The following is a 26,350-nucleotide window of genomic DNA, read 5'->3' as shown; positions in this document are numbered from 1 at the left end:
CGGACCGATCAGCCCAGGAAGCGGCGTACGGCGAGCGCCAGCCCGCGGGCGTACGTCGCGCGCCCGGCGCGGGACGTCATCCGACGCGCGTCGCTCGGGTTGCGCATGTTGCCGAGCTCGACCATCACCGTCGGCATGTTCGACAGGTTGATCGTGCCGAGGTCGGAGCGGTAGTCGAGACCGTCCCCACCCGCGATGTAGTTGGCCACCCGCAGCCCCATGCGCCGCAGGGCGGACCGGGTGTCGAGGGCGAGTCGACGCGAGGGCTTGAAGATGTCGTGGGTCCAGGGCCGCCGGTCGGTCGGCGCGATCACGTGGAAGCCGCGAGCCCCGGCGGCGTACGACCCGTCGCCGTGGATGCTGATCTTCAGGTCGGCCCGCAGCTTGTTGCCGTCGCGTCCGCGGACGTTCACGCACGGACCCCACCGGTCCTGCCGGTTGGAGTGGCGGGTCGTCACGACCCGCGCGCCGAGCCGCACCAGGCGTGTGCGCAGCAGCCGGGCCACCTGCCAGGTGAACGTCGCCTCCGGGTACCCACCATCGGTCGCGGTGCCCGTGGTGTTGCACGGCTTCTCGAACCCGCCGGCCGGCACCATCCGGTTGATCTGGCGCGGGAAGTTGTGGTTGCCGAGCTGGTGGCCGGGGTCGATCACGATCGTCCGCCCGCCCAGCGGCGCATTGCCGCCGCCGTCCGGCGAGCTGTACCGGAAGTCATGGGTCGCGTCGGCCGGACCTGCAACGCCGAGGGTCACCACAGTGGCGAGCGCGACGATCGGGACGGCGTACCGGCGGAGGCTCACTCGTACCCCAGCACCTCGAGCCGCTTGTCGGCCCAGGCCAGCGCCGACGCGATGCCCTCGTCGAGGGTGAGCTCGGCCCGCCAGTCGAGAAGCTCGTGGGAGCGGTCGACGTTCGCGAACGCGCCGACGGCATCGCCCGGGCGCGGCGGCGCCTCCGCGATCGGAACGGCGCGGCCCGACACCCGTTCGAACGCCGTCACCAGCTCGCGGACGGTGACGCCGTCGCCACGACCGACGTTGATCACCACGCTCGGCGAGCCGACCGCCTCGATCACCTCGTCGAAGCGCTCGACCGCACGGACGTGCGCGCGGGCCAGGTCCCAGACGTGGAGGTAGTCGCGGATGCCGGTGCCGTCACGGGTCGGCAGATCGATGCCGGTGATCGTGAACCCGGGCTTCTGCCCGCGGGCCGCCATCACCAGCTGGCCGAGCACGTGCGACGGCTCCTTGGCGTAGATGCCGGACTCGAGGTCGGGGTCGGAGCCGATCGGGTTGAAGTAGCGGAGCATGATCGCGCGGAGGTCGGTCGCCGTCGCCATGTCCTCGAGGACCTCCTCGATCATCCGCTTCGTCCGGGCGTACGGCGACGACGGGTCGAGCGGGTCGTCCTCGCGGACCTCGAAGTCGTCCTTGACGGCGTACAGCGAGGCGGAGGACGAGAACAGCACCCGCGGCTTGCCGAGCGCGACCAGCTGGTCGAACAGCTCCAGCGACTTCGAGACGTTGTCGCGGTAGTACTCGTACGGCTTCTCCACCGACTCGGGTACGACGATCCGCGCGGCCATGTGGATCGTGGCGTCGAGGTCGGGGTGCTCCTCGACGACCCGGCGGACCAGGTCGCGGTCGGCGATGTCGCCCTCGTAGAAGATGCGGTCGCGCACGAACACCTGCGGCCCGGTCAGCAGGGAGTCGAGCACCACCGGGACGTGGCCCGCGGCCTCGAGCGCCTTGGCGGTGGTGGAGCCGAGGTAGCCCGCCCCGCCGGTGACCAGGATCTTCATCGGGCCAGGGTAGCCATCCCGGTGCACGATGCCGACATCGTCGGTCGGAGCGTCTTCGACGTACGAGATCCATGCGATCTGTCAAGTAAAGAATTCTTCGATTCGCCGAAGCCGCAGGATGCCCTGCTTCTAAACTCCTGTTCAGCAACTCGGGGGAGGAGCGTGTGGGGCGCTCCGTGAGTTGGCTCTTGGGGGAAAGTCGTAGGCGTTTGCCATGGGGATCACGCTTGACCGCGCGCTGACACCAGCCGTCACACCGGCCACAGCCGCCACGTCGCGAAACGGTAGCCCGCTCCGCGTGCTGCCGCTCACTGCGCTGCTGCTCGACGTCGTCGTCGTGACGGCGACGGTGTTCTTCGCCGCCTACGGCCGCAACCACGTGATCTTCCTGGGCAGTGCCGAGGTGTCGCAGTCCGCGGCGCTGGTCGGCCTCCCGCTCGTGCTGGCCTGGATCCTGGTCATCGCCTTCCGGGGTGGCTACGACCGAGGCGTGTTCGGCGCCGGCGCGGACGAGTACAAGATCGTGGTCGGCTCCAGCCTGGTCGCCGCGGCGATCCTCGGGATCGGCTGCTACCTGACCCAGTTCGAGCTCTCCCGCGGCTTCTTCCTCTTCACGTTCGTGATCGGTCCCGCCCTCCTGACCGCGGGTCGCTACCTCCTCCGCGGCTGGCTGCACCGGGCACGCCGGCTCGGCGGTTTCGGGCAGCGCACCGTGATCGTGGGCAGCGCCGACCACGTCGACGCCGTGGCCTCGGTCTTCGGCCGTGAGACCTGGCTGGGGTACGACGTCATCGGCGCCGTCACCCCCGCGTCGGGCTCCACCGTCGCCACCGCGGGCGGCGTACGCGTGATCGGCGAGGTGAACGAGGCCGCGGCACTGGCCCGCGCCTACGAGGCCGACGTCGTGCTGGTCGCCGGTGGCGGGTTCGAGAACCCCCACGCGATGCGCGAGATGGTCTGGGACCTCGAGGCCGACGACATCCAGGTGATCATGGCCCCGGGCGTGACCGACGTGTCGAGCGAGCGCATTCGGGTGCGGCCGGTCGGCGGTCTGCCCCTGCTGCACGTCGACCGTCCGCGGTCGCAGGACGCACTGCGCTGGGCCAAGCGCACCTTCGACATCGTCGGCTCGGCGGTCCTGCTCACGCTGGCCGCACCGCTGCTGCTGTGGACCGCGTGGAAGATCAAGAGCAACGACGGCGGGCCGGTGCTGTTCCGGCAGACGCGCGTCGGCCGCGACGGCACCTACTTCACCTGCCTGAAGTTCCGCAGCATGGTCGTCGACGCCGAGCGGGTGCTCGCCGACCTGCACGAGAAGGTCGGCTACGAGGCGGGCCTGTTCAAGATGAAGCAGGACCCGCGCATCACGAGGCCGGGCCAGTGGATCCGCCGCTACTCGCTCGACGAGCTCCCACAGCTGATCAACGTGCTCCGTGGCGACATGAGCCTGGTGGGCCCGCGTCCGCCGCTCCCGCTCGAGGTCGACCGCTACACCCTCACGCAGTCGCGCCGGCTGCGCGTGCGCCCCGGACTGACCGGCCTCTGGCAGGTCTCGGGTCGCTCCGACCTCTCGTGGGACGAGTCGGTCCGCCTGGACCTCTACTACGTCGACAACTGGTCGATGATCCAGGACGCTCTCATCCTGGGCCGCACCGCCGGGGCGGTGCTCAGCTCCCGCGGCGCCTACTGAGGCTGGTCGGGGCGTCCACGGCTCACGGACGTTCCGCACCGGATGGTCGACCGACCTCGGCTGAGCTCGCTCGGCCGGACCGGCCGGTCGGCACCCCGTGCTCGCGGCCCTCCGGCCCCACACCGGAGGGTCGTCGAGCCGGGCGTCGAGCCGCCGTGGGCCCGTCGTACAGCCGCGTGAGCCGATCGAGGTGAGCGTGCCGTGACGACTCAGCGACCGCTGCGGTCCACGCGCTCCCAGGTCCAGTCGGTGGCCAGCCAGCGGGCGAGGGCATCGGCGAGTGGTACGTCGAGCTGCGACCTGTCGGCCCGCACCCAGGACCTCACCGTGACGTCCCAGTCCTCGGAGGCCGAGGGATACAGGTAGACGCAACCGATGACGTCGCCGTCGATCGGGTCGAGCACGGTGAAGGTGAAACCGGCGCCGCGCGCGAAGTCGTCGGCGTGACGCCGAAGATCGTTGAGGTTCTCCTCGAGCGTCATCCCGTTGCGTGGTGGCCAGGTGCCGTCCAGATAACCGGGGGTGGAGCGGATGTGCTCGATGCTCGACATCCAGGCGGCATGATCGGCCTGGTTGTGCTGCGGCCCCAGCGGCTCGAGGCGGAACTGGTCGGTGGCCAGTGAGGTCGGCGGATCAAAGCCGACTGGCACGAACTCGTCCGAGGTCATGGGCGGGACCGTACCGGGCCGGCCAGACCTCCGGCATCCGAGCTCGTCTCGTCGGATTGCAAGACCGACGCCCCTCCGTGGACGCGTCCGGGTTGATCGAACGTTCGTCCAACCCGGACACGGTCCGGAGACGGGAGCGCGCTGTCTCGTGCGTCAGTCGTCGAGCAGCGACCGCAGGTAGTCGCCGTACCCGCTCGCGGTCAGTGCATCGGCCCGCGTCAGCAACCCCTCGTCGTCGAGGAACCCCATCCGCCAGGCGACCTCCTCCGGGCACCCGATCTTGAGCCCCTGCCGTTCCTCGATCGCCTGGACGAAGCTGCTTGCGGCGATCAGCGACTCCACCGTGCCGGTGTCGAGCCACGCGGTGCCGCGCGGCATCACCTCGACGAAGAGCCGGCCGGCGTCGAGGTAGATCCGGTTGAGGTCGGTGATCTCGAGCTCTCCGCGCGCAGACGGCGTCAGCGTGCGGGCGAGCTCGACGACGTCGGAGCCGTAGAAGTACAGCCCCGGTACGGCGTAGTGGCTGCGCGGGCGCTCGGGCTTCTCCTCGAGCGAGGTGGCCCTGCCCTCCTCGTCGAAGGTCACGACGCCGTACGCCGAGGGGTCGGCCACGCGGTAGCCGAAGATCGCGGCCCCGTCCACGTCGGCGAACCGCCGCAGCCGCAGGCCGAGACCCGGCCCGTAGAAGATGTTGTCGCCGAGCACGAGCGCGATCGGCTCGCCGCCGATGTGCTCCTCCCCGATCAGGAACGCCTGGGCCAGCCCGTCGGGTGCCGGCTGCACGGCGTACGAGATCTGCACGCCGTACGCCGAGCCGTCGCCCAGGAGTCGCCGGAACGAGTCCTGCTCGTGCGGGGTGGTGATCACCAGAACGTCGCGGATCCCGGCCAGCATCAGCGTCGTCAGCGGGTAGTAGATCATCGGCTTGTCGTAGACCGGCACGAGCTGCTTGCTGACCGCGAGCGTGATGGGGTGCAGACGCGAGCCGGTGCCCCCGGCCAGGATGATGCCGCGCATGGCCCGACATCCTAGGTGGGTCGCCCACCTAGGATGCGGTCCATGCCAGGCGTGGAGCGGGTGCTCGTGACCGGGGGCGCGGGCTTCATCGGCGCCAACTTCGTCCGCCACGTCGTCACCCACACCGACGCCCGCGTGACGGTGCTCGACAAGCTGACCTACGCGGCGAGCCCCGAGGCTCTCGCGGACCTGCCCGCCGACCGGGTCACGCTGGTGACCGGCGACGTCGCCGACACCGCGACCGTCGATCCGCTGGTCGCCGCGCACGACACCGTGGTCCACCTCGCCGCCGAGTCACACAACGACAACTCCCTCGACGACCCCGAGCCGTTCATCCGCACGAACGTGGTCGGCACCTATGTCCTGCTCGAGGCGGTCCGCAAGGCCGACGCGCGGTTCCACCACGTCTCGACCGACGAGGTGTACGGCGACCTCGCGCTGGACGACCCGAAGCGCTTCACCGAGGACACGCCGTACCGCCCCAGCAGCCCCTACTCCGCGGCCAAGGCCGGCTCCGACCACCTGGTGCGCGCGTGGGTGCGCAGCTTCGGCGTGCGCGCGACGATCTCCAACTGCTCCAACAACTACGGCCCCTGGCAGCACGTCGAGAAGTTCATCCCCAGGCAGATCACCGAGGTGCTGGAGGGCCGTCGCCCGCGGCTGTACGGCGACGGGCAGCAGGTGCGCGACTGGATCCACGTCGACGACCACAGCTCCGCACTGCTGACCATCCTCGAGCACGGGCGGATCGGCGAGACCTACCTGGTCGGCGCCGACGGTGAGCGCAGCAACCTCGAGGTGGCCCGGTCCCTGCTGCGGCTGATGGGCCGTCCGGAGGACGACTACGAGCTCGTGGCCGACCGGGCCGGGCACGACCAGCGCTACGCGATCGAGTCCGGCAAGCTACGGCTGGAGCTCGGCTGGCAGCCGCGCTTCGGAGACCTGGACGGCGGGCTCGCCGAGACCATCGAGTGGTACCGCGCCCACCGCGACTGGTGGGCCCCGCGCAAGGCCGCCACCGAGGCGGCCTATGCCGCGAAGGGCCAGTGATGACCGACCCCGCCCTCGAGACCACCCCGATCCCCGGGCTGCTGGTCCTCCGGCTCGACGTGCGCCGGGACGAGCGCGGGTGGTTCGAGGAGGCGTGGCAGCGTGAGCGGATGACGACGCTCGGCCTGCCCGACTTCGGCCCGGTCCAGGCCAACGTCGCGTGGAACCAGCGCCGCGGCACCACCCGCGGGATGCACGCCGAGCCGTGGGACAAGCTGGTCACCGTCGTCTCCGGCAGCGCGTACGGCGCGTGGGTCGACCTCCGCGCCGGCGACGCCTTCGGCAGGACGTACACCGTGGCGCTCGAGCCCGGCGTGGCGGTGTTCGTGCCGCGGGGCGTCGGCAACGGGTACCAGACCACCGCCGACGCAACGACGTACTCCTACCTGGTCAACGACCACTGGCGCCCCGATGTCCCGTACGTCGCGGTCGACCACGCCGATCGTGCGCTCGCGATCGACTGGCCCGTCGCGCCCGCCGAGCGCATCCTGTCCGAGCGCGACCGCACCGCGCCGCCTCTCGCGGAGGTGAGCCCAGTGCCGGTGCGCACTCCCCTGGTGATCGGCGCCGACGGTCAGGTCGGCCGCGCCCTGGTCGGGGCGTTCCCCGGGGCCCGCGCCGTCACGCGGGCGGAGCTGGACCTGACGGACCGCGGGGCGCTGGAGCGCTGGCCCTGGCACGAGCACGACGTGGTGATCAACGCCGCGGCGTACACCGCGGTCGACGCGGCCGAGACAGCCGAGGGCCGGCGGGCCGCCTGGGCGGTGAACGCCGATGGCCCGGCTGCCCTGGCGCGCCTCGCCAGCCGGCACGCGCTCACGCTGGTCCACTTCTCGACCGACTACGTCTACGACGGCACCGCCGCCGAGCACGACGAGGACGAGCCGGTATCGCCGCTCGGGGTGTACGGACAGAGCAAGGCCGCGGGCGACGTCGCCGTCGCCACCACGCCACGCCACTACGTCGTCCGCACGTCATGGGTGATCGGCGACGGGGCCAACTTCGTGGTCACGATGGCCCGCCTGGCCGGCGAGGGCGCCACGCCGACGGTCGTCGACGACCAGGTCGGGCGGCTCGGCTTCGCCGACGAGATCGCACGCGCCACCCGACATCTGCTCGACCGGCGAGCGCCGTACGGCACCTACCACGTGAGCAACGGCGGACCGCCCACCTCGTGGGCGGACGTCGCCCGCCAGGTGTTCGCGCTGCGCGGCCGCCGGGCTGAGGACGTACGCCCGGTGACGACGAAGGAGTACGCCGCGGGGCGCGCGACCGCGGCGCGTCCGGCTAGCAGCGTGCTGTCCCTGCGCAAGCTCGAGGCGACCGGGTTCGAGCCGGTCGATGCGCGCGACGCGCTCCGGGACTACCTGGCCAGGCTCCCGGCGTCGCGGCCGTAGTCGTCGTCGAGTCGGACGATGTCGTCCTCGCCGGTGTAGTCGCCCCGCTGTACCTCGATCAGCACGAGATCCTCGTCGTGCAGGTTGGCGACGCGGTGCGGCGTACCGATGCCGACGTCGGTGGACCCACCCGCCTCGACCTCGAACGTGTCACCGTCGAGCGTGCACGTGGCCGTGCCCCGGACCACCGTCCAGTGCTCGGACCGGTGCTCGTGGGTCTGGTACGACAGCCGCTGGCCGGGGCGCACCTCGATGCGTTTGACCTTGTAGCCGGGACCTTCGTCGAGCACGTGCCAGGACCCCCACGGGCGCTGATCGGACTCCATGCTCCCAGCGTCTCACGCACGCGATCGACGCGTGGGCTGAGCCCCGCCGGCGGCCTCGTGCAAAACCCCGAAATGGCACCAGCCCCCGGGAGCAGATGCGTCCCGGGGACCGGCGGTCCATGGCCTGCGCGGGAAGGCGGGGTGCGGTCAGTCGCCGATCTTCTGCGCCGCGTCGGTGGTGGCCTGAGCCGCGTCGCTCGCGGTCTTCTTGGCGGCGGTGGCGGTCGCCTTGGCGCTGCTGCGCGCCGGGCTCTTGGCGGCCTTCTTGGACGTGCTCGTGGCCGACTTCTTGGCGGTCTTGGCCGCCTTGGTGGCCTGCGTGCGCGTGGTCTTGGCCTTGGCCTTGGTGGTCTTCGCCGACTCGGTGGCGGCGGTGGTGGACGGCTGACGGCGGATCCGGTCGACCAGGGTCTCGCCACGCTTCACGAGCTCGTCGTAGGTGCTCTCGGCCGTGGCGACCTGGACGTCGACCAGCTTCTGGAGCCGCACGGGCAGACCCTGGGCCTCCTTGCCGAGCGCGTCGATGCGGGCGGTCATGGCCCGGATCGCCTGCTCGCGCAGCGCCTGCGGCTGGTAGTCGAGGCCGGAGACGGTCTTCTGGACGTCCTTCTGGGCCGCCGCGGCGCGCTTCTGCATGTCGGTCAGCGCCTCACGGACGACCGCGACGACGCGGTCGGTGACGCCGACGCCCGCCTGGATCGGGCGCGTCAGGGTCGAGGGGAGCTGAGTGGGGATGTCGAACTTGGCCTTCGCCATTGCTGTTCTCCTTCTGGTGGGTTGCGGTCCCGGCCGAGCCGGGTCGATCAGGGGGCGTCGCTGCCCGCGTTGAGGGCGAGGAACGACGCATACACGTCGAGCACGGTCTGCTTCTGCCGCTCGGTCAGCTGCGGGTCACCGAGCACGGCGAGCTCGACAGAGCCGCCGACCTTCTCGTCGAGGCTGATGATCCCGGCGCGCAGGTACAGCTGTTCCGCAGAGATCCGCAGCGCCTTGGCCAGCTGCTGCAGCACCTCGGCCGACGGACGGCGCAGGCCTCGCTCGATCTGGCTCAGGTAGGGGTTGGAGACCCCGGCCTGCTCGGCGAGCTGACGCAGCGAAAGGCGCGATGACTCACGCTGCTCCCGCAGGTAGTCACCGAGCGACTCGACGGTCTTGCCGACCCTGCTCCTGGCCATGACTCCATAGTGCTAGCTGTTGCTAGCAAACACCAAACCGACGACCGGTGAAGGCGGTCACAGTGCGGTGAAATTCCTTGTGAACACAAGGTTTCTCGTCGATCTGGCCGCGCTAGCAGCAGACAGCAGTACGGCGTGCGCGGTGGGTCATGCGCGCCGACGACGCGGGCTGAGCAGACGTCGTGACCGGCGCACCGCGTCGGGCCAGGCCTGGTGAGCACCGAGGGCGAGACCCAGCAGGCCGGACAGGTCGGCACCGGTCAGGCCGTGGTCCCCGTCGAGGTGGATCAGGGTCCGTCCCTCCATGCTCTTGTCGAGCGCGAGCCAGAGCAGGGAAGCCGCGATCAGGACGTAGCCGGCCCGGGGGCCCCGCCGATACGTGAACCGGAAGGCCAGCACGAGGACCAGGAGGGCCAGCGCCGCCGTCACGACAGCAGGGCCCGGATCTCACCCACCGGACGGCCGCCGCCCAGCAGCTCGACGACACCGGTCCGGCGTACCGCCTCGGAGTCGACGCCCTCGTCGTCGAGCACCCCCGAGCGTCGCAGCGCCTCGGCCATCAGCACGGGCCGCACGCGCGCGGCGCCGTCGTCGGTCTTGAGCGCGAACGCCCGCCCGTCGCGGAGAGCGACGGCGTAGCAGCCCTCCGCCCCCGCCTTGCCGATGGCACCCGGGATGGCGGTCAGGAGCGCCCGCTCGTCGCGGGTCGTCCCGGAGACGTACGCCGGGTGCGCGCGGATCGCGTCGGCCACGCGGGCGGCATCGAGATCGGCGTCGCCCGAGTCTGTCTCGCCCAGCGTGAGCCGGCGGAAGGCCTGGGCGAGGCCGACCAGCGACGCGGAGAACAACGGCGCACCGCACCCGTCGACGGCCGTGACCGCGATCGGCTCGCCGGTCAGGTCCGCGAAGGTCGCTGCGATCGCCTGTTGCAACGGGTGATCGGGTTCGCGGTAGGTGTCGGTCGGCCAGCCGTTCGCGACACAGGTCGCGAGCATCGCGGCGTGCTTGCCCGAGCAGTTCATCAGCACCGGCGCACGCTCGCCGTCCTCGCGGATCAGCGCCTCACGCGCGTCGTCGTCGAGCGGGTAGTCGGGCGGGGTCTGGAGGTCGGCCTCGGTCAACCCGGCGCCGGCCAGGATGCGACGTACGCCGTCGATGTGGAAGGGCTCCCCGGAGTGCGACGCGCACGCCAGCGCCAGCAGCTCGGACGGCAGGTCGAGACCGACGCGGACCATGCCGAGCGCCTGGACCGGCTTGTTGCACGAGCGCGGCAGCATCGGCACGTCGATGTCGCCGACCGACCACTCGACGGTCCCGTCGGCCGCCAGCGCCACGACGGAGCCGTAGTGATGACCCTCCACGAAGCCGTTGCGGACGATCTCGGCGACCGGAACGGCGTTCACCGGCGGACCGCCCGACGGCATGCGGGACGAGAGGAACGAACGGGCACGCGGCCACAGTACTGACGCCTCCCCGGCCGGTCCCTCCGACCCGAGGCGGCTGGCAGGATGGGCCCGTGCCGACTCCCCAACACTGCCCGTCGCCGCGGGAGCTGGCCGACCTCGAGCTCCTCACCGTGGGCGCGCTGGCGCCGCTCACGGGGTTCAACGAGCCGGGCTCGCCGATCACGCTCGACCTTCCCGAGGAGCTCATCGGCCAGGAGATCGAGCTGGTCGACCCCGAGGGCCTGCCGCTGGCGCGACTCCACCCCGACGGGTCGGTGGACGCGCTGACCCACGCCCAGCACGGTCCGTTCCGGCGGCTTCACCTGACCCCGTCGCAGGTGCGCGAGCAGTACGCCGGCGCGACGTTCGTCCCGGTCGTCGACGCGTTGACCGAGGTGGAGCTCGACCAGCTCCGGGCGCTCCCGACCTCCGTGGTCCTGCTCGCGCTGACCGGCCCGGGCACGCCCGAGCTGTCCCCCGTGGCGCTGCTGCGCGCGTCGCTCGCCGCCGTCGCGCGGGTGCCCGGTGCCGGCGTAGTCGCGGTGCCGCTGGCCGCGCACGGCGACACCCAGGTCGACCACGAGCTCGGCGTCCGCGTGACGGCGGCGTACGCCGGGCCGGACCCCGTGCTCGCGCTGGGAGACGTCGACGGCGACTACCCCGACGACGTCGCGGCGATCGTGGCCGCCGACCAGCCGGGTCCGGAGCGCCGGGGGCTCGTGCTGTTCTTCACCGGCCTCTCGGGGAGCGGCAAGTCCACGGTCGCCCAGGCCGTGATCGACGCGCTCCTCGAGTCGGGTGAGCGCACGGTCACCAGCCTGGACGGCGACGTCGTACGCCGGAACCTCTCCGCGGGGCTCACCTTCAGCCGCGAGGACCGCGAGACCAACATCCGCCGGATCGGCTGGGTCGCCGCCGAGATCTCACGGCACGGCGGCGTCGCGGTGTGCAGCCCGATCGCGCCGTTCGACGCGACCCGCCAGGACGTCCGCACCATGACCGACGCCGCAGGCGGCGCGTTCTTCCTGGTGCACGTCGCCACCCCGCTCGAGGAGTGTGAGCGTCGTGACCGGAAGGGGCTCTACGCCAAGGCCCGACGGGGTGAGATCCCGGAGTTCACCGGCATCTCCTCGCCCTACGAGGAGCCCGCCGACGCCGACCTCCGGATGGACACCACCGGGCGCTCGATCGACGATTGCCGCGACGAGGTGATCCAGGCCCTGACGAAGCGCGGCTACATCTCCAGCGGGTCTCCCGACGAGTCGGAGGATGCCGCGCCGATTCGCGTGCTCTTCGTGTGTACGGCGAACATCTGCCGCTCGCCGTACCTCGAGCTCCGGGCACGGCAGCTGCTCGGCCCCGGCTCCGGCGTGGAGGTGAGCAGCGCCGGCACCCGCGGCTTCGACGCGGAACCGGTCAGCGACACCATGGAGGCGGAGTTCTCCCGCCACGGCACGGACACCTCGGCGTTCCGCAGCCGGACCGCGACGGCCGACCTGGTCGACCAGGCGGACCTGGTGCTCACCGCCGAGGCCGACCATCGCACCCGGCTGCTCGAGGACCGGCCGGCGGCGTTCCGCAAGATCTTCACGCTGGGGCAGTTCGTGGCCAGCGCCCGCGCGGTCGACCCCGCGTTGCGGGGCCGCGACCTGCTCACCGCGCTAGAACACCGCCGGGTGCCCGTGTCTCCCGACCACGACATCCCCGATCCCTACCGGCGCGGCCCGGCGCAGGCACGTCAGGCAGCGGTCACCATGGACGCCATGCTGGAGGTGCTCGTCGACCGGTTGCGCCCGATCCCCCAGGTCGGGGATCCGACATAGCGGCCCCGACCGGTAGACGTGTCATGCATCCCCTTCTGAGGAAGGACCGCGCCCATGGATGGCTGGCTCACGCCTGACTTCTACTCGATCGTCGCTGCGGGCTTCCTGGTCGGCATCGTGGTCGGGCTCACCGGGATGGGCGGCGGCGCGCTGATGACCCCGGCGCTGATCTTCCTGGGAGTCGGGAACGCCTCCGCCGTGGTCACGGCCGACCTCACGGCGGCCGCCGTCTCGCGAAGTGCCGGCGCCGTGACCCATGCGCGCCAGGGCTCACCGAACATGACCCTCGCGAAGTGGCTGATCATCGGGTCCGTGCCGGCCGCCCTGGTCGGACCCTGGATCGTCCATCGCCTCGCCGGCGGGAGCCCGGCCTCCGTGCAGCGCGTGCTCATGGAGTGCATCGGGTTCGCCCTGCTGTTCGCCGCCCTGACCTACGCCCTCCGGCTCTACGTCAACCTGCGCCGGACGCGCGTCGTACGTCGGCGCGCGGATCCGGATCCGCGCATCCGGCCGTTGGTCACCCTCGGCGTCGGCGCGCTCGGGGGACTTCTCGTCGGCATCACCAGCGTCGGCGCGGGCTCGGTGATCATGATCGCTCTGCTGATGCTCTACCCCGGGCTGTCTCCCGTCCGGCTGGTCGGGACCGACCTGGTGCAGGCGGTCCCGCTCGTCCTCGCGGCAGCGGCGTCGAACATCGCGATCAACGGCCTGGACTGGCACATCCTGATCCCGCTGGTGCTCGGCTCCACCCCGGGCACCGTGCTCGGTGCTCGGCTCGCACCGCGGGTTCCGCAGTCCTTCATCCGCCGCGGCATCGTGGTCGTGCTGACGATGTCCGGTGTGGCGCTCCTGGACAAGTCCGGCTGGGCCCCGCTGGGCGCCGGAAAGGACTCCACCCACCCGGTGATGGTGGGCCTGGTGGGCCTCGCCATGATCGTGCTCGTCCCCCTGGTCTGGGGCCTCATCCGGCGTACCGAGGGCCTGCCCATGTTCGGGTCGCCGACCGTCGCCGAGCTCGAGGGCGAGGGCGCCACGCGTCCGCCGACGTCCACGGCCGCCGACGACCAGTCCCAGGTCCGGTAAGGGCGCCGCGTACACCGGATAGGGGAGATCGGTCGCGTCATCTCGACAAACCCACCTCAATCAGTAAACTTAGGGGTCTTGCCCAACCTTCTCTGGAAGGACCGCGCCCATGGGTGACTGGCTCACGTCTGACTTCTTCTCGATCATCGCCGCCGCGTTCTTCGTCGGCACCATCGTCGGCCTCACCGGAATGGGGGGCGGCGCGCTGATGACGCCTGCCCTGATCTTCCTCGGTGTCGGCGGCGCCTCGACCGTGGTGACCGCCGACCTCACGGCGTCCGCCATCTACAAGAGCGGTGGAGCGATCACCCATGCGCGCGAGGGCAAGCCGAACTGGGCCCTCGCCAAGTGGCTGATCGTCGGATCCGTCCCGTTCGCCCTGCTCGGCCCCTGGTTGATCCACCAGGTGGCCGGATCCGCGGACGAGCTCGACACCCTTCTGAAGAAGTGCATCGGCTTCGCCCTGCTGTTCGCGGCGACCACGTACGCACTGCGGCTGGTGATCAACCTGCACCGCTCACGGCACGGCGGGCTGGCGCCTGACCCGGACCCGAGGATCCGGCCACTCGTCACCGTCGCCGTCGGGGCGCTCGGTGGCTTCCTCGTCGGCATCACCAGCGTCGGGTCCGGTTCGGTGATCATGATCTCGCTGGTCATGCTCTACCCCGGCCTCTCGGCCCTGCGACTGGTCGGCACGGACCTGGTGCAGGCCGTCCCGCTGGTGACGGCGGCGGCGATCTCCAACATCGCCCTCAACGGCCTCGACTGGCACCTCCTGGTGCCGCTGCTGATCGGCTCCGTGCCCGGCTCGATCCTCGGCAGCCACATCGCTCCCAGGGTCAAGCAGTCCTACATCCGTCGCGGGATCGTGATCGTGCTCACGATGTCCGGGTTGGCGCTGCTCGACAAGTCCGGCTGGGCCCCGCTCGGCGCCGGCGAGGACCAGACGCATCCCGGGCTCATCGCTCTGACGGGGCTGGCGATGGTGTTCGTGCTGCCCTTCGTCTGGGGGTTGATCCGTCGGGCCGAGGGAATGCCGATGTTCGGCTCGCCGACGGTCGCCGAGCTCGAGGGAGAGATCCCGGCCGACACCCGGCCGGCCGAGTCAGGCACCGCCCCGAACGACCAGGCCAAGCTCCCGTAGGCGGTCGACGAACTGACGCACGTCGGCCGCCACGACCTCGGCCGGGGCCTCGAAGGTCTCGGCCAGGTCGGTCACGATCCCGGCCTCGGTACGTTCACCGTCGACGCGACCCCAGATCAGGGCCGCCGAGCCCTCGAAGACGTACGGCGGGAGGTCGAGGTGGTCCAGGTCGAGGACCACGACGCGCTCCGCGGACTCGACGTACGCCGTACCCGTCGCGCGCCGCCAGACGGTCGTCTCGCGCCCCGTGCCTGCCGCCTCGGCCATGCGTCGAGTTTAGGCGTGGCGGGATCCGCCGATACCATGTCCACCCTGTCCCACCGAGAGGCCTCGACAACCCGATGACGACCGCTCCACCGACCCATGCCGACTACCAGCTGAGCCAGCTCGAACAGCTCGAGGCGGAGTCGATCCACATCTTCCGCGAAGCTGCGGCCGAGTTCGAGAAGCCCGCGCTGATGTGCTCCGGTGGCAAGGACTCCATCGTCATGCTGCGGCTGGCGGAGAAGGCCTTCTACCCCGCGAAGCTGCCGTTCCCGGTGCTCCAGATCGACACCGGCTTCGACTTCCCCGAGGTGCTGGCCGCCCGCGACAACTGGGTCCAACGGCTCGGCGCCCGACTGGTGGTGGCCAGCGTCGAAGAGGCGATCAGCAACGGCATCGTCGTCGACGACGGGAAGACCAGTCGCAACCGGCTCCAGATCGGCACCCTGCTCAACGCCGTCGAGGTCCACGGCTTCACCGCACTCTTCGGTGGCGGCCGACGCGATGAGGAGAAGGCCCGCGCCAAGGAGCGGGTGTACTCCCACCGCGACGACTTCGGGCAGTGGGACCCGAAGAACCAGCGCCCCGAGCTGTGGAGCCTCTACAACGGCAAGCTGCACGGCGGCGAGCACATGCGCGTCTTCCCGCTGAGCAACTGGACCGAGCTCGACATCTGGCACTACATCGGCCGCGAGCAGATCGAGATCCCCTCGATCTACTTCGCGCACAGCCGTCGCGTCTTCAGGCGCGACGGGATGTGGTTCACCGAGAGCGACTTCAACCCGTGCAAGCCTGGTGAGGAGGTCGTCGAGAAGATCGTGCGCTTCCGCACGGTCGGCGACCTGACCCTGACCGGCGCGGTGGAGTCCGACGCTGACACCATCTCCAAGATCATCGACGAGATCGCCGTCGCCCGCGTGACCGAGCGCGGTGCGACCCGCGGAGACGACCGGTTCTCCGAGGCGGCCATGGAGGACCGGAAGAAGGAAGGCTACTTTTGATGGATCTTCTGCGCTTCGCCACGGCAGGATCGGTCGACGACGGGAAGTCCACCCTGATCGGGCGGCTCCTGCTCGACTCCAAGTCGATCTTCGAGGACCAGCTGGAGGCCGTCGAGGCCACCAGCCACTCGCGCGGCTACGACTACACCGACCTGGCGCTGCTGACCGACGGGCTCCGCTCCGAGCGCGAGCAGGGCATCACCATCGACGTGGCCTACCGCTACTTCGCCACCCCGGCCCGCAAGTTCATCATCGCCGACACCCCCGGGCACATCCAGTACACCCGGAACATGGTCACCGGCGCCTCGACCGCCGATCTCGGCCTCGTGCTCGTCGACGCGCGGCAGGGCCTGACCGAGCAGAGCCGCAGGCACGCCGTACTGCTGTCGCTGCTGCGGGTCCCCCACCTCGTCCTGGCCATCAACAAGATGGACCTCGTGGAGTGGTCGGAGGAGACCTACGAGAGGATCCACGAGGAGTTCCGGCAGTTCGCGACGAAGCTGTCGATCCCCGACCTCGTGGTGATCCCGATCTCGGCCCTCAAGGGCGACAACGTGGTGACCCGCTCGGAGAACACGCCGTGGTACCACGGCCCGACGCTGATGCACCACCTCGAGCACGTCCACGTCGCCTCCGACCGCGACCTGGTCGACGCCCGCTTCCCGGTGCAGTACGTCGTACGCCCGAAGTCCGACGACTACCACGACTACCGCGGGTACGCCGGTCAGGTCGCCGGCGGCGTCCTGAAGCCCGGTGACGAGGTCGTCGTGCTGCCCAGCGGCATGACCTCGACCATCGAGGCGATCGACCTGTTCGACCAGGAGATCCCCGAGGCGTTCCCGCCGATGTCGGTCACCGTGCGGCTCGCCGACGACGTCGACGTCAGCCGCGGCGACCTGATCGCCCGGGTCAAGAACGCCCCGAACCCCAGCCAGGACATCGACGCGATGATCTGCTGGATGACCAACCAGCCGCTGCATCCGCGGCAGAAGCTCGCGATCAAGCACACGACCCGGATGGGCCGCGCGCTGGTCAAGGACATCCAGTACCGCCTCGACGTGAACACCCTGCACCGCGACCAGGACACCAAGGAGCTCGGCCTCAACGAGATCGGCCGCGTCCAGCTGCGCACCACCGTGCCGCTGCTCTGCGACCCCTACTCGAAGAACCGCACCACCGGCTCGTTCATCCTGATCGACGAGGCGACCGGCGTGACCGTCGGTGCCGGGATGATCAACTCCGGCACCTGACCGCCGAAGCGGCGCGCAAGGGGCGGCGAGATCACGCCGAGTCGTCCGATGCCGACTCGGCGTTCAGCCGACCTCGCGGAGGTGGTCGGCGTGGTCGCGGTACCACCTGACCGTCGCAGCGATGCCGTCGGCGAGCGAGGTCTGCTCGGTCCAGCCGAGCGAGTGGAGCAGGGACACGTCGAGGAGCTTGCGTGGCATGCCGTCGGGCTTGGAGCTGTCCCACCTCGTCTCGCCCTCGTAACCGACGGCGGCCGCGACGAGCTCGGCGATCTCCTTGATCGTGGCGTCGCGGCCGGTGCCGACGTTGACCTGCCCCGGTGCGTCGTAGTGCTCGAGCAGGTGCAGGCACGCGGCCGCCATGTCGTCGACGTGCAGCAGCTCGCGACGCGGCGTCCCGGTGCCCCAGTTGGTGACGTACGGCGCGCCCGCGGCGGCGGCCTCGTGATACCGGCGGACCAGGGCCGGCAGCAGGTGGCTGCCGGTCGGCGAGAAGTTGTCGCCGGGACCGTACAGGTTCGTGGGCATCGCGGAGATCCAGGGCAGGCCGTACTCCCGCCTCACCGCCTGGACACCGAGGATGCCCGCGATCTTGGCGATCGCGTAGGCGTCGTTGGTCGGCTCGAGGTGACCGGTCAGCAGGGAGTCCTCGCGGATCGGCTGCGGCGCGAGCCGGGGATAGATGCAGGACGAGCCCAGGAACAGCAGCCGCTCGACACGCTGCTCGAGCGCGGCGTCCATGACGTTGGTCTGGATGCGGAGGTTGTCGGAGAGGAACTCCACGGGGTGGCTGTCGTTGGCGAGGATGCCGCCGACCTTGGCGGCCGCCAGCACGACGTACCGCGGGCGGGTCTCGGCGAGGAAGTCGAAAACCGCGGCCCGTTCGCGCAGGTCGAGCTCGGCCGACCCGCGACCGACGAGGTCGACGAAGCCGGCCGCCTCGAGTCGGCGCCACACGGCCGAGCCGACCATCCCGCGATGACCCGCGACGTACGTCGTGGAGGTGCGGTCCAGCGGACCGGGGGTGAACGGCGTACTGCTCACGGCAGCGCCGGCCAACCCGGCAGCACCGCCTGGTCGATCCAGGGGCGCCCTTCGTGCTCGAGCGCCTCGATGTCAGCGTCGACCATGATCCGGGCCAGCGCCGCGCCGTCGACCGACGCCTTCCAGCCCAGCGCCCGCTCGGCCTTCGACGGGTCGCCACACAGCGCGTCGACCTCCGACGGCCGGAGGTAGCGCTCGTCGAACTTGACGTGGTCCTCCCAGCTCAGCCCGGCGTGGCCGAACGCGACCTCGAGGAACTCACGCACGCTGAGTGAGGATCCGGTGGCGAGCACGAAATCGTCGGGCTCGTCGGCCTGCAGCATCCGCCACATGCCCTCGACGTACTCGGGCGCGTAGCCCCAGTCACGCTCGGCGTCGAGGTTGCCCATGTAGACGTGCTCGTCGAGGCCGGCCTTGATCCGGGCGACCGCACGGGTGATCTTCCGCGTCACGAACGTCTCGCCCCGACGCGGCGACTCGTGGTTGAAAAGGATGCCGTTGACCGCGAACAGGTCGTACGCCTCGCGGTAGTTGCGGGTGGCCCAAAAGCCGTAGACCTTGGCCACGCCGTACGGCGAGCGCGGGTAGAACGGCGTCGACTCGCTCTGAGGCGGTGTCTCGGCCCCGAACATCTCCGAGCTCGATGCCTGGTAGAAGCGGCACCCGACGCCCGACATGCGCACCGCCTCCAGCAGCCGCATCGCACCGAGGGCGGTGGCGTTGCCGGTGTGCTCGGGCTCGTCGAACGACACGCGCACGTGGGACTGGGCAGCCAGGTTGTAGACCTCGTTCGGCTCGATCTCCCGCATCAGGTTGATCAGGCGGGCACCGTCGGTGAGGTCTCCGTAGTGCAGGTACATCCGGGCGCTCTGGTCATGAGGGTCGCGGTAGAGGTGGTCGATCCGGCCGGTGTTGAACGTCGACGCGCGCCGGATCAGTCCGTGCACCTCGTAGCCCTTCCCGAGCAGCAGCTCGGCGAGGTAGGAGCCGTCCTGACCGGTGACGCCCGTGATGAGTGCTCGGCGCACGTCTGCTCCGTTTCGGAAGAGGGGTCTCGCCCTGCCGGTACGGGGCGGGCGAGGGTCACGAGCATAGCCAAACTCCCGTGTCCCACGGGACGGATGTGACAAGGTGGGCGGGTGCCCGAGCTCCGTGATACGTCCTCGGCGACGTACGCCGTGTGCGCGATCCCGATCGTCGCGCTCGACGCCTCCGGGGCGGCCGCGCGCATCGTCCGAGACGCGGTCGAGAGGCGCTCCTGCCAGGTCCATCTGTGCAACGCGTTCACGCTCTCTCTGGTCGACCAGGACGACCAGTTGCGGACGGCGCTGACCCATGCCGACCTCAACCTGGCCGACGGGGTTCCGGTTGCGCTGATGGGCCGCCGCCACGGCATGGCGGGACCGGTGCGCGGAAGCGAGCTGGTACGGCAGGTGGCCACCTCGGGCAGCGATCGGGTTCGGCACTACCTGTACGGCGGCAAGGAGGGCGTGGCCGAGCTGATGGCCGACGAGCTCCGCCGCCAGGTCCCCGGGCTCGAGGTCGTCGGTACCGAGTCACCCCCGTTCACGCCGATCACCGACGAGCACCTCGACGGACTCGTCCAGCGCGTCCATGAGTCCGGCGCGAACATCCTCTGGATCGGTCTGGGCACACCCCGCCAGGACTACCTCGTGCATCGCCTGTCCGACTCCCTCGCGATGCCGATCGTGCCGGTCGGGGCGGCCTTCGACTTCTGGTCCGGTGCCATCAAGGAGGCACCGCGCTACGTGCAGGGCACCGGGCTCGAGTGGCTCTACCGGCTCGCCGCCGAGCCGCGACGACTGTGGCGGCGATACCTGCTCGGCAACCCGCGGTTCCTGCTGTCCGCCTGGCGCCACCGGCGGTAGGCCGTGCGGGTCCTGGTCGCGCACAACCGGTACCAGTCCGCGTCACCGAGCGGTGAGAACCGACTGGTGGACGCCGAGGTCGCCCTGCTGCGCGACGCCGGCGTCGAGGTCGTGGAGATGATCGCGGACAGCGACGACATCGCGTCGGGCATCGGTGGTGTGCTGAGGGCGGCACCCGGTCCGGTCTACTCACCCACAGGTGTGCGCCGTTTCAGCCGGCTGCTCCGGGAGACCCGGCCCGACGTCGTGCACCTGCACAACGTCTTCCCCCTGATCTCGCCGTACGTCGTGCGCGTGGCCGGCCGGCACGGCGTACCGGTCGTGCAGACCGTGCACAACTACCGCCACGGCTGCGTCAACGGCCTCCATCTCCGCGACGGCCACACCTGCACCGACTGTCTCGGCACCCGCCTCGGACTGCCGGCCGTGCAGCACGGGTGCTACCGCGGCTCACGCGCCCAGACCGTGCCGATGACGATCGGCCAGGTCGTGCACCGCGGCACCTGGCGCGACGGCGTCGCGCGCTACCTCGCTCTCACGCCCTTCATGCGCGACAAGCTCATCGCCACCGGGATCGACGCCGAGCGGATCACCATCCGGCCGACCTGGGTGCCGGATCCCGGACTCGCAAAGGCCGCCGGTCGAGACGTGCTCTACGTCGGACGGCTCGACGAGGCCAAGGGGATAGACCGCCTGCTGGACGCGTGGCGGCTGGGTGGACGTGCCTGCGGCCGTCGACTCGTGGTGGCGGGGGACGGTCCTCTCGCGGGACGCGTGCAGGATGCCCAGGAGAGCGACCCGCTGGTCACCTGGCTCGGCCAGGTGCCTCGCGAGCGGGTCGCGCAGGCGATCGCGGACGCGGCGTTCGTCGTGGTGCCGTCGCGGGTCTTCGAGGGCTACCCGCTCGCGGTGGCCGAGGCCTTCGGTCGCGGCCGACCCGTCCTGACCGTGTCGGGCGGGAGCGTCGGGACGATCGTCGACCACAGCACGGGATGGGTGGTCGAACCCACCGTCGACGCTCTGGCGGACGCGTTCCGCCGGATCGGTGACGACGAGATCGCGGTGTGCGGCGCGGCCGCCCGCTCGGCGTACGAACGGGACAACACCCCCGAGCGCGGCCTCGCGAGTCTTCTCGCGGTCTACTCGTCCCTCTGAGCCAGGACTGCTCGACCGGCGACCGCAGCCGGCTGCAGGTCGCTGTGCGCGGGCGACGTCAGCCACGGCTGGGCCGACAACAGATCGTCGGCGTTCTGCTCACGCTCGGCGTGAGGGCGCGGGGTGACCGACAGGATCAGCAGGGTGAGCACCACCTGCGGAGCGCCGGGCTGCTGGATCGTCGGGTTGATGAAGCTGATCGCCACGACGTACACGGCGATGCCCACGCCCCACAGGCGGATGTCGCCGCTCAGAAGCTTGCTGCGCGCCAGCCGCCACACCCCGACGAGGGTGAACAACGCCAGAGGCACGATGCCGACCAAGCCGACATCGACCAGCGTCTCGAGCCAGGTGTTGTCGATGTTCGACTGGTCCTGCTGCAGGCCCGGGATGCCGAGCCGGTGGCCCGAGTAGTAGCCGAGACCGAGGGTCTGGTGCTGCTGCCAGACGCGGTACGCCGCGTCCCAGATGACGGTGCGGCCGCTCAGGCTGTCGATGGAAGCGGTCGTCTGACCGCGCTGCAGGAACGTGTGCAGCTGGGGAAGCAGGGACGGCATCAACGCAACAGCGCCGCCGATGAACACGACCGCCGTCGTGATCGTGCTCAGGGGATGTCGGCGTGCCCGGACGACGAGCGAGACCGCGACGATGACCAGTCCGACGCCCAGCGCGGAGCGCGTGCGGGTCAGGAAGATCTCGTAGACGTAGAGGCCCATGAGGGCATTGCGGACGAAGACGTTGAGGTGCAGCCAACGCGGGCCGACACCCAGCGCGCAGGACAGGATCCCGGCGACACCGACGAACGCGAGCGGGTTGGCGGAGACCGACGGCACGACGAGGTTCAGACGGGCGAGCCCGTCCGTGCTGGTCGCGCCGGCGGCGTAGACCGTCGACTTGAAGACGAGGATCTGCACCGCACCGGCGATCAGCACGACGTGTACCCAGCCGACCAGTGCGACCACCAGCTCGCGGGGGTGGTCGTAGAGGCGCACGAGGCGCCACATCGCGAGGATCACCGAGATCAGCGTGATGCTCTTGAGCAGCGATGCCTGGCTGTTGGGGTTGAGAGGGTTGGACGCCGACATCACGATCACCAGCGCATAGAGGGCCAGGAGGACGTCCGGAGCACCGAACCCGCGGCGCCGAACGGGCGCGGCGAGGATGGACAAGCCCCACAGCACGAACGGACCACCGCCGCGGAGCACCTCCAGCGCCCCGAGGGAACCGCCCCCGGACAGCTCGGCGGCGGTCTTCGACGTCGTGTAGATGAAGGGGAGCATCACCGCCAGCCACAGCAGGATCCGCGCCGTGCGGACTCCCCCACTGAGCGTCGGGGTAGCGCTCCCGGCGCCCGGCTGGACACGGGGAAGTGTGATGGTCACCGGTCCCCCTGTGCCTCGGCGCGGTCGTGCCCGACCCATGACAGAGTCCGGATTTTACCGAAGACAGGCTCTCTCCGTGGCGACTTCACACGCTTCGAATCACGGCCGAAACCGTGGGTCGCGACGTTACGATGAGCGCACTCGCACCCGGACCGACCGGGACCACTCGGACGACGTGGGACGACGGTGACCGAAGCTTCCGACATGCTGCGCGGGCGCCGCGTCGTGGTCGTCACCAGCAGCCTGACCCGCGGCTACAACGCCCTGTGGGACGCCGTCGAGCCCGACGTCGCTGCCCTCGCCGTGGTCGGTGCCCGTCCGCCGGACGACGACCTCGAGGTCGCTCCGCCGGACACCCGGATCCCGCTGCGGTCGGTCGATCTCGGTCGCGGGCTTGTCTACGAGCACCTGTTCGGCCTGCGGCGGTTCCTGCGCGGCTTCCGCCCCGACGTCGTGCACGTCAACCGCGAGCTGTGGACGGTCGTCGCGCAGGAGGTGGTCAGCTCGGGTGCGGCCGTCGTCATCCACGGTGCCGAGAACCTCTGGCACCACGGCGGCCGGGTGGAACAGGTGCTCCGGGACCGCCTGGTCGCCCGTGCGGTACGCCGGATCGACGGCTACGCGAGCTGGAATCACGCCGGGGCCGATCACGTGAGCGAGCTGCGCGGCCGCCTCCGCCTGCCGCCCATCCCGACCCTGGTCCTGCCCGGCGTCATCCCGCCCAGTGCGTACCACGACACGGAGTGGAAGCCTCCCGGCGACAGCGACCCCCTCGAGGTCCTCCTCGTCGGCCGGGCGACCCCGGAGAAGGGGTTCCAGGACGTGATCGATGCCGTGGCCCGGCTGCGGGACGTGCGGATCACGCTCTGCGGCCAGGGGCCGATGCTCGAGGAGCTCGTCGGGCGGGCGCGCGACCGCCGCGTGGCGCTCGAAGCGGTGGGATTCGTCACCGCCGAAGAGCTGGCCGAACGCATGGCGCGGTCCCATCTGATGGTGCAACCGTCCCTCAGCACACCCGGCTGGGCCGAGCAGTTCGGGCGGACCGTCGCCGAGGCCATGACAGTAGGTCTGCCCTGCCTGGTCTCCGACTCCGGCGAGCTCCCCTTCCTGGTGGGTCACGACTCGCGTGCGTTGTTCCGCGAGGGCGACATCACCGACCTGCGCGATCGCATCGCAGCCCTCACCGGTCCCGAACAGCGCGACGAGCTCTCCCGGCACCAGCGCTCCTTGGCCGCGGCGTGGCGCACCGACGTGGCCGGAGCCGCCGTGCTCGACCTGTGGCGACGGATGCTCGCGTGACCGGGTCGCTGACGGGCCTCTGGCAGCGGGTCCCCCGCTGGTTCCTCGCGATCTCCGACCAGGGCCTGGTCGCGATCCTCAACCTGGCCTTGGCGGTCACCGTCACCCAGGTGGCCGGCCTGTCCACACTCGGTCGGTTCGCCGTCGTCACCACCACGACCACCCTGATGATGGGAGTCGCCCGGCTCCTGGTCACCGATCCGTGGCTCGCGTCCCGCACGGCGCCGACCGAGCCCGTCCCCGAGCTGCGCTGGCTCGTGGCGCTCGCCGCCCTGGGCTCTGCGGTCGTGACCGGCGTGGTCGTGCTGATCAGCTGTGGGGGCGACGATCGGTGGCTCATCACGGTCCCGATCGCGGCGGCCGTCGTCGTCCAGGACTTCGGCCGCTACCTGGCGTTCCGTGTCGAGCGCGCCGCCGGCGCGTTCGCGTCCGACCTCGGCGTCCTGCTGGTCGCGGCCGCGACGTTCGTGGTGGCCGTCGCCGTCGGCCGGTCCGGGCTCACGGCGGTGCTGCTCGCCTGGCTGGTCGGGCTGCTCGCGGGAATTCTCGTGCTCGGCGGTCGTCTCGGCGGACCCTTCGGTCCGCGAGGGGCCGGGCAGTTCTGGCAACGGTTCTGCCGGAGCCTGGCAACCCGGCTCGCCTTCGACACCGCGGCGTACATGCTCGGCGTGAGCGGCTCGCTCTACCTCTTGGCCTACGTCGGCACGGCGCGCGACGTCGGTCTGGTACGGATCGTGCAGACGATGTTCTCCCCGGCCGCACTGGTCGTCACCGGGCTCACGATGTGGCTGGTGCCCTTCCTGGCGAACCGGTCGCCGGAGCACACCGGCCGGGTGCGTACCAGGGCGAGCGTGTGGCTGGCGGCGGTGGGCCTCCCTCTGATCGCCCTCGCCGTGATCCTCGGGCCGTGGTTCGCCCGAATGGTGTTCGGCGTCGAGCAAGCGCCCGACTTCGGCGCGCTCGCGCTCGCCGGCATCTCGACGGCGGCGATGGCGATGGCCGCGCCGTGGATCGCTGCGGCCCGGGTGTCCGGTGACTACCTGCCGATCGCGTGGTCCCGCGCCGTCGCCGCGATCGTCACCGTGGTCGGCATGGCCCTGGTCGCCGGCCTGCGGAGCACCACCGGATATCTGGGACTGCTGGCGATGCAGAACGTCACGGTCGCGATCGCCGCCGTGCTGACCGTCCGCCACTCGGAGGCCGCGGCCAGCCGCTCCGACCGGGTGCCCGAGCCCCTGCGTGAACACTGACCGCGTCTCCGGCTCGAGGCTCAGCGGCCGTCGCTGTTCTCGGATCGCTCGTGGGACAGGACGCTCCTCAGTGCCGCCGGCAGTGCGGCGAGACCACGGCGGAGGCGGCGTGCCCGGGCCCGGAGGACCGCTGGTCGCCCCCGCGGCAGATCGGGCTCGGCGAGCCGGAGCTCCGGCTCCGTCAGCCAGGCGGCGTACCAGAGGTAGCCGGGGCGGCGGGACCAAGGAAGCCGGCGCAGCTCGTGCACCCAGGAGACCGCCGTGACGTGGGCGGGCTGGGTGCGCAGGTCCCAGGCGCGCAGGTCGGCGGGCTCGGTGGCGCCACGGCCCACGGCCGGAGCCCCCACGCGGTCGAGGAAGGGGGCCGCGGTGTCCGCGGCCCCCAGGTCGGCCGCCAGTCGCGCGAGGTCGGCCAACCAGTCGTCGTCGGCGATCTCTGTCACGCGCCCCTCGAGCATCGCCAGCTCGTGTGCCTTGGCCTCGTCGTGCGGGTCGCGCAGCGAGTGCAGGGCCAGCACGAGTGCATGGCCGGCGGGGTCCGGGCAGGGGATCTCGCGCCCGGCCACGAGGACCGTCTGCCGTCTCTCCCACAGCCGCTCGAACACGTCCTGCGGGTCGTCGAAGAAACCGGGGAAGCGGTCGTGGAGGTCGAGCTCACAGGGCCAGGCCCGATGCCTGTGGGTCAGCGAGTGCATCGGAAGCACCGTGGGCGAGGTGTAGGGATTCTCGTCCACCCAGCCGAGCTCGGTCAGGTGCTCGGCCAGCCGGTCGCGCCGCGAGGGGTCGACGATCGCGTCGACGTCCACGGACGCCCGTGGGCCCCGCAGTCCCTGGAGCATGGCCGCCGGTCCCTTGATGAACAGGACGCGCACCTCCACGTCGACGGCGACCCGGTCCACGAGAGCGTGGGCCAGGGGGACGGCCTCGACGAGCGCCAGCTCGGTCACGGGCCCGCGCCTTCGTCGAGCTCGACCAGCTCCAGCTCCGCGAGCGAGCGCAGGGCTTCCTCGGTGAGCCGGCCGGCCTCGCCCTCCCCCGGGTCGCCGAACTCCCTGACCAGCGTCGCCGCCAGGACCTCGGACGGCAGCCACTCGTCGCCGAGCACCTCCCATGCCGTCGTGGCCAGCTCCGAGAGCAGCAGGACCAGGCCCCGGCTGGAGTACACGGCCGCGCGTCCGTCCTCGATGTACTCGTCGACGA

Annotated in this window: 27 protein-coding genes; 12 read left to right on the top strand and 15 right to left on the bottom strand. The window is 70.9% G+C overall.

Features of this window, described 5'->3' with window-relative positions; all coding sequences use genetic code 11:
• Positions 1–8: 8 nt before the first annotated feature.
• Positions 9–800 (bottom strand): N-acetylmuramoyl-L-alanine amidase, encoded by a 792-nt coding sequence (locus tag VGJ24_RS10390; protein ID WP_331500504.1) that lies wholly within the window; start codon positions 798–800, stop codon positions 9–11.
• Positions 797–1,801, bottom strand: a complete 1,005-nt coding sequence (gene galE, locus VGJ24_RS10385) for a UDP-glucose 4-epimerase GalE (protein WP_331500503.1) — start codon at positions 1,799–1,801, stop codon at positions 797–799. Before galE ends, VGJ24_RS10390 begins: the two co-directional genes overlap by 4 nt.
• A 298-nt stretch (positions 1,802–2,099) precedes the next feature.
• Between galE and VGJ24_RS10380 the strand changes: the two genes are divergently transcribed.
• Complete coding sequence (locus VGJ24_RS10380; RefSeq protein WP_331500502.1) at positions 2,100–3,491, top strand: sugar transferase; 1,392 nt, start codon at positions 2,100–2,102, stop codon at positions 3,489–3,491.
• Between the two features lie 209 nt (positions 3,492–3,700).
• Here the strand turns inward: VGJ24_RS10380 and VGJ24_RS10375 are convergent, their stop codons facing one another.
• Both VGJ24_RS10375 and rfbA read right to left on the bottom strand, forming a co-directional pair.
• Positions 3,701–4,159: a hypothetical protein gene (locus tag VGJ24_RS10375; RefSeq protein ID WP_331500501.1), complete on the bottom strand. Its 459-nt coding sequence runs from the start codon at positions 4,157–4,159 to the stop codon at positions 3,701–3,703.
• 153 nt (positions 4,160–4,312) lie between these two features.
• Complete coding sequence (gene rfbA, locus VGJ24_RS10370) at positions 4,313–5,176, bottom strand: glucose-1-phosphate thymidylyltransferase RfbA (RefSeq protein ID WP_331500499.1); 864 nt, start codon at positions 5,174–5,176, stop codon at positions 4,313–4,315.
• 42 nt (positions 5,177–5,218) lie between these two features.
• On the opposite strand from rfbA, the gene rfbB reads away from it, so the two are divergent.
• Together rfbB and VGJ24_RS10360 are read left to right on the top strand one after the other, a co-directional pair.
• Positions 5,219–6,226, top strand: a complete 1,008-nt coding sequence (rfbB, locus tag VGJ24_RS10365; protein ID WP_331500498.1) for a dTDP-glucose 4,6-dehydratase — start codon at positions 5,219–5,221, stop codon at positions 6,224–6,226.
• Positions 6,226–7,623, top strand: a complete 1,398-nt coding sequence (locus VGJ24_RS10360) for a bifunctional dTDP-4-dehydrorhamnose 3,5-epimerase family protein/NAD(P)-dependent oxidoreductase (protein ID WP_331500497.1) — start codon at positions 6,226–6,228, stop codon at positions 7,621–7,623. Before rfbB ends, VGJ24_RS10360 begins: the two co-directional genes overlap by 1 nt.
• On the opposite strand, the gene VGJ24_RS10355 is transcribed toward VGJ24_RS10360, so the two are convergent.
• The 5 genes from VGJ24_RS10355 to VGJ24_RS10335 all read right to left on the bottom strand — a co-directional run bounded on the left by VGJ24_RS10355 (position 7,590) and on the right by VGJ24_RS10335 (position 10,548).
• Entirely contained in the window at positions 7,590–7,949 is a 360-nt protein-coding gene (locus tag VGJ24_RS10355) for a phosphomannose isomerase type II C-terminal cupin domain (RefSeq protein WP_331500496.1), read from the bottom strand. The two genes, VGJ24_RS10360 and VGJ24_RS10355, sit on opposite strands and share 34 nt — an antisense overlap.
• 147 nt (positions 7,950–8,096) lie before the next feature.
• Positions 8,097–8,705, bottom strand: coding sequence for a hypothetical protein (locus VGJ24_RS10350; RefSeq protein ID WP_331500495.1), 609 nt, complete (start codon positions 8,703–8,705; stop codon positions 8,097–8,099).
• 47 nt (positions 8,706–8,752) lie between these two features.
• Positions 8,753–9,124: a helix-turn-helix transcriptional regulator gene (locus VGJ24_RS10345; protein WP_331500494.1), complete on the bottom strand. Its 372-nt coding sequence runs from the start codon at positions 9,122–9,124 to the stop codon at positions 8,753–8,755.
• 147 nt (positions 9,125–9,271) lie between these two features.
• Entirely contained in the window at positions 9,272–9,553 is a 282-nt protein-coding gene (locus tag VGJ24_RS10340; RefSeq protein WP_331500493.1) for a hypothetical protein, read from the bottom strand.
• Positions 9,550–10,548 carry an asparaginase gene (locus tag VGJ24_RS10335; RefSeq protein ID WP_331500492.1) on the bottom strand — a complete coding sequence of 333 codons (999 nt, stop codon included), beginning with the start codon at positions 10,546–10,548 and terminating at the stop codon, positions 9,550–9,552. The genes VGJ24_RS10340 and VGJ24_RS10335 overlap by 4 nt, the downstream gene beginning before the upstream one ends.
• Before the next feature lie 92 nt (positions 10,549–10,640).
• On the opposite strand from VGJ24_RS10335, the gene cysC reads away from it, so the two are divergent.
• The 3 genes from cysC to VGJ24_RS10320 all read left to right on the top strand — a co-directional run bounded on the left by cysC (position 10,641) and on the right by VGJ24_RS10320 (position 14,619).
• Positions 10,641–12,392, top strand: a complete 1,752-nt coding sequence (gene cysC / locus VGJ24_RS10330) for an adenylyl-sulfate kinase (RefSeq protein WP_331500491.1) — start codon at positions 10,641–10,643, stop codon at positions 12,390–12,392.
• Positions 12,393–12,446: 54 nt separating this feature from the next.
• Positions 12,447–13,475 (top strand): sulfite exporter TauE/SafE family protein, encoded by a 1,029-nt coding sequence (locus tag VGJ24_RS10325; protein ID WP_331500490.1) that lies wholly within the window; start codon positions 12,447–12,449, stop codon positions 13,473–13,475.
• Positions 13,476–13,584: 109 nt separating this feature from the next.
• Positions 13,585–14,619, top strand: coding sequence for a sulfite exporter TauE/SafE family protein (locus VGJ24_RS10320; protein ID WP_331500489.1), 1,035 nt, complete (start codon positions 13,585–13,587; stop codon positions 14,617–14,619).
• On the opposite strand, the gene VGJ24_RS10315 is transcribed toward VGJ24_RS10320, so the two are convergent.
• Positions 14,581–14,886 (bottom strand): PqqD family protein, encoded by a 306-nt coding sequence (locus VGJ24_RS10315; RefSeq protein WP_331500488.1) that lies wholly within the window; start codon positions 14,884–14,886, stop codon positions 14,581–14,583. The two genes, VGJ24_RS10320 and VGJ24_RS10315, sit on opposite strands and share 39 nt — an antisense overlap.
• A 74-nt stretch (positions 14,887–14,960) precedes the next feature.
• Here VGJ24_RS10315 and cysD point away from each other — a divergent pair, with 74 nt between their 5' ends.
• Complete coding sequence (gene cysD / locus VGJ24_RS10310) at positions 14,961–15,884, top strand: sulfate adenylyltransferase subunit CysD (protein ID WP_331500486.1); 924 nt, start codon at positions 14,961–14,963, stop codon at positions 15,882–15,884.
• Positions 15,884–17,134, top strand: coding sequence for a sulfate adenylyltransferase subunit 1 (locus VGJ24_RS10305; RefSeq protein WP_331500485.1), 1,251 nt, complete (start codon positions 15,884–15,886; stop codon positions 17,132–17,134). The genes cysD and VGJ24_RS10305 overlap by 1 nt, the downstream gene beginning before the upstream one ends.
• Positions 17,135–17,197: 63 nt before the next feature.
• Here the strand turns inward: VGJ24_RS10305 and VGJ24_RS10300 are convergent, their stop codons facing one another.
• Positions 17,198–18,175, bottom strand: coding sequence for a GDP-L-fucose synthase (locus VGJ24_RS10300; protein WP_331500484.1), 978 nt, complete (start codon positions 18,173–18,175; stop codon positions 17,198–17,200).
• Entirely contained in the window at positions 18,172–19,203 is a 1,032-nt protein-coding gene (gmd, locus tag VGJ24_RS10295) for a GDP-mannose 4,6-dehydratase (RefSeq protein ID WP_331500483.1), read from the bottom strand. Before gmd ends, VGJ24_RS10300 begins: the two co-directional genes overlap by 4 nt.
• A gap of 111 nt (positions 19,204–19,314) precedes the next feature.
• Between gmd and VGJ24_RS10290 the strand changes: the two genes are divergently transcribed.
• Both VGJ24_RS10290 and VGJ24_RS10285 read left to right on the top strand, forming a co-directional pair.
• On the top strand, positions 19,315–20,064 hold the full coding sequence (locus VGJ24_RS10290; RefSeq protein WP_331500482.1) for a WecB/TagA/CpsF family glycosyltransferase: 750 nt from the start codon (positions 19,315–19,317) through the stop codon (positions 20,062–20,064).
• Between the two features lie 3 nt (positions 20,065–20,067).
• Positions 20,068–21,219: a glycosyltransferase family 4 protein gene (locus VGJ24_RS10285; RefSeq protein ID WP_331500480.1), complete on the top strand. Its 1,152-nt coding sequence runs from the start codon at positions 20,068–20,070 to the stop codon at positions 21,217–21,219.
• Here VGJ24_RS10285 and VGJ24_RS10280 read toward each other — a convergent pair.
• Positions 21,204–22,601 (bottom strand): O-antigen ligase family protein, encoded by a 1,398-nt coding sequence (locus VGJ24_RS10280; RefSeq protein WP_331500479.1) that lies wholly within the window; start codon positions 22,599–22,601, stop codon positions 21,204–21,206. The two genes, VGJ24_RS10285 and VGJ24_RS10280, sit on opposite strands and share 16 nt — an antisense overlap.
• 186 nt (positions 22,602–22,787) lie before the next feature.
• Between VGJ24_RS10280 and VGJ24_RS10275 the strand changes: the two genes are divergently transcribed.
• The gene (locus VGJ24_RS10275; protein ID WP_331500478.1) at positions 22,788–23,900 is read left to right on the top strand and encodes a glycosyltransferase family 4 protein; all 1,113 of its coding nucleotides are present in this window, start codon (positions 22,788–22,790) and stop codon (positions 23,898–23,900) included.
• A complete protein-coding gene (locus VGJ24_RS10270; protein WP_331500477.1) occupies positions 23,897–25,150 on the top strand; it encodes a hypothetical protein in 1,254 nt (417 codons plus the stop codon). Before VGJ24_RS10275 ends, VGJ24_RS10270 begins: the two co-directional genes overlap by 4 nt.
• A gap of 20 nt (positions 25,151–25,170) precedes the next feature.
• Here the strand turns inward: VGJ24_RS10270 and VGJ24_RS10265 are convergent, their stop codons facing one another.
• Positions 25,171–26,097, bottom strand: a complete 927-nt coding sequence (locus tag VGJ24_RS10265; protein WP_331500476.1) for a nucleotidyltransferase family protein — start codon at positions 26,095–26,097, stop codon at positions 25,171–25,173.
• On the bottom strand, positions 26,094–26,350 hold a 257-nt coding region (locus tag VGJ24_RS10260), incomplete at its 5' end, for a hypothetical protein (RefSeq protein WP_331500475.1). The genes VGJ24_RS10265 and VGJ24_RS10260, both read right to left, overlap by 4 nt.

The sequence above is a fragment of the Nocardioides sp. genome, assembly GCF_036493135.1.
Classification (GTDB): domain Bacteria; phylum Actinomycetota; class Actinomycetes; order Propionibacteriales; family Nocardioidaceae; genus Nocardioides.
The sequence above is the reverse complement of the archived record's forward strand: the minus strand, read 5'-3'. Positions and strand labels throughout refer to the sequence as shown.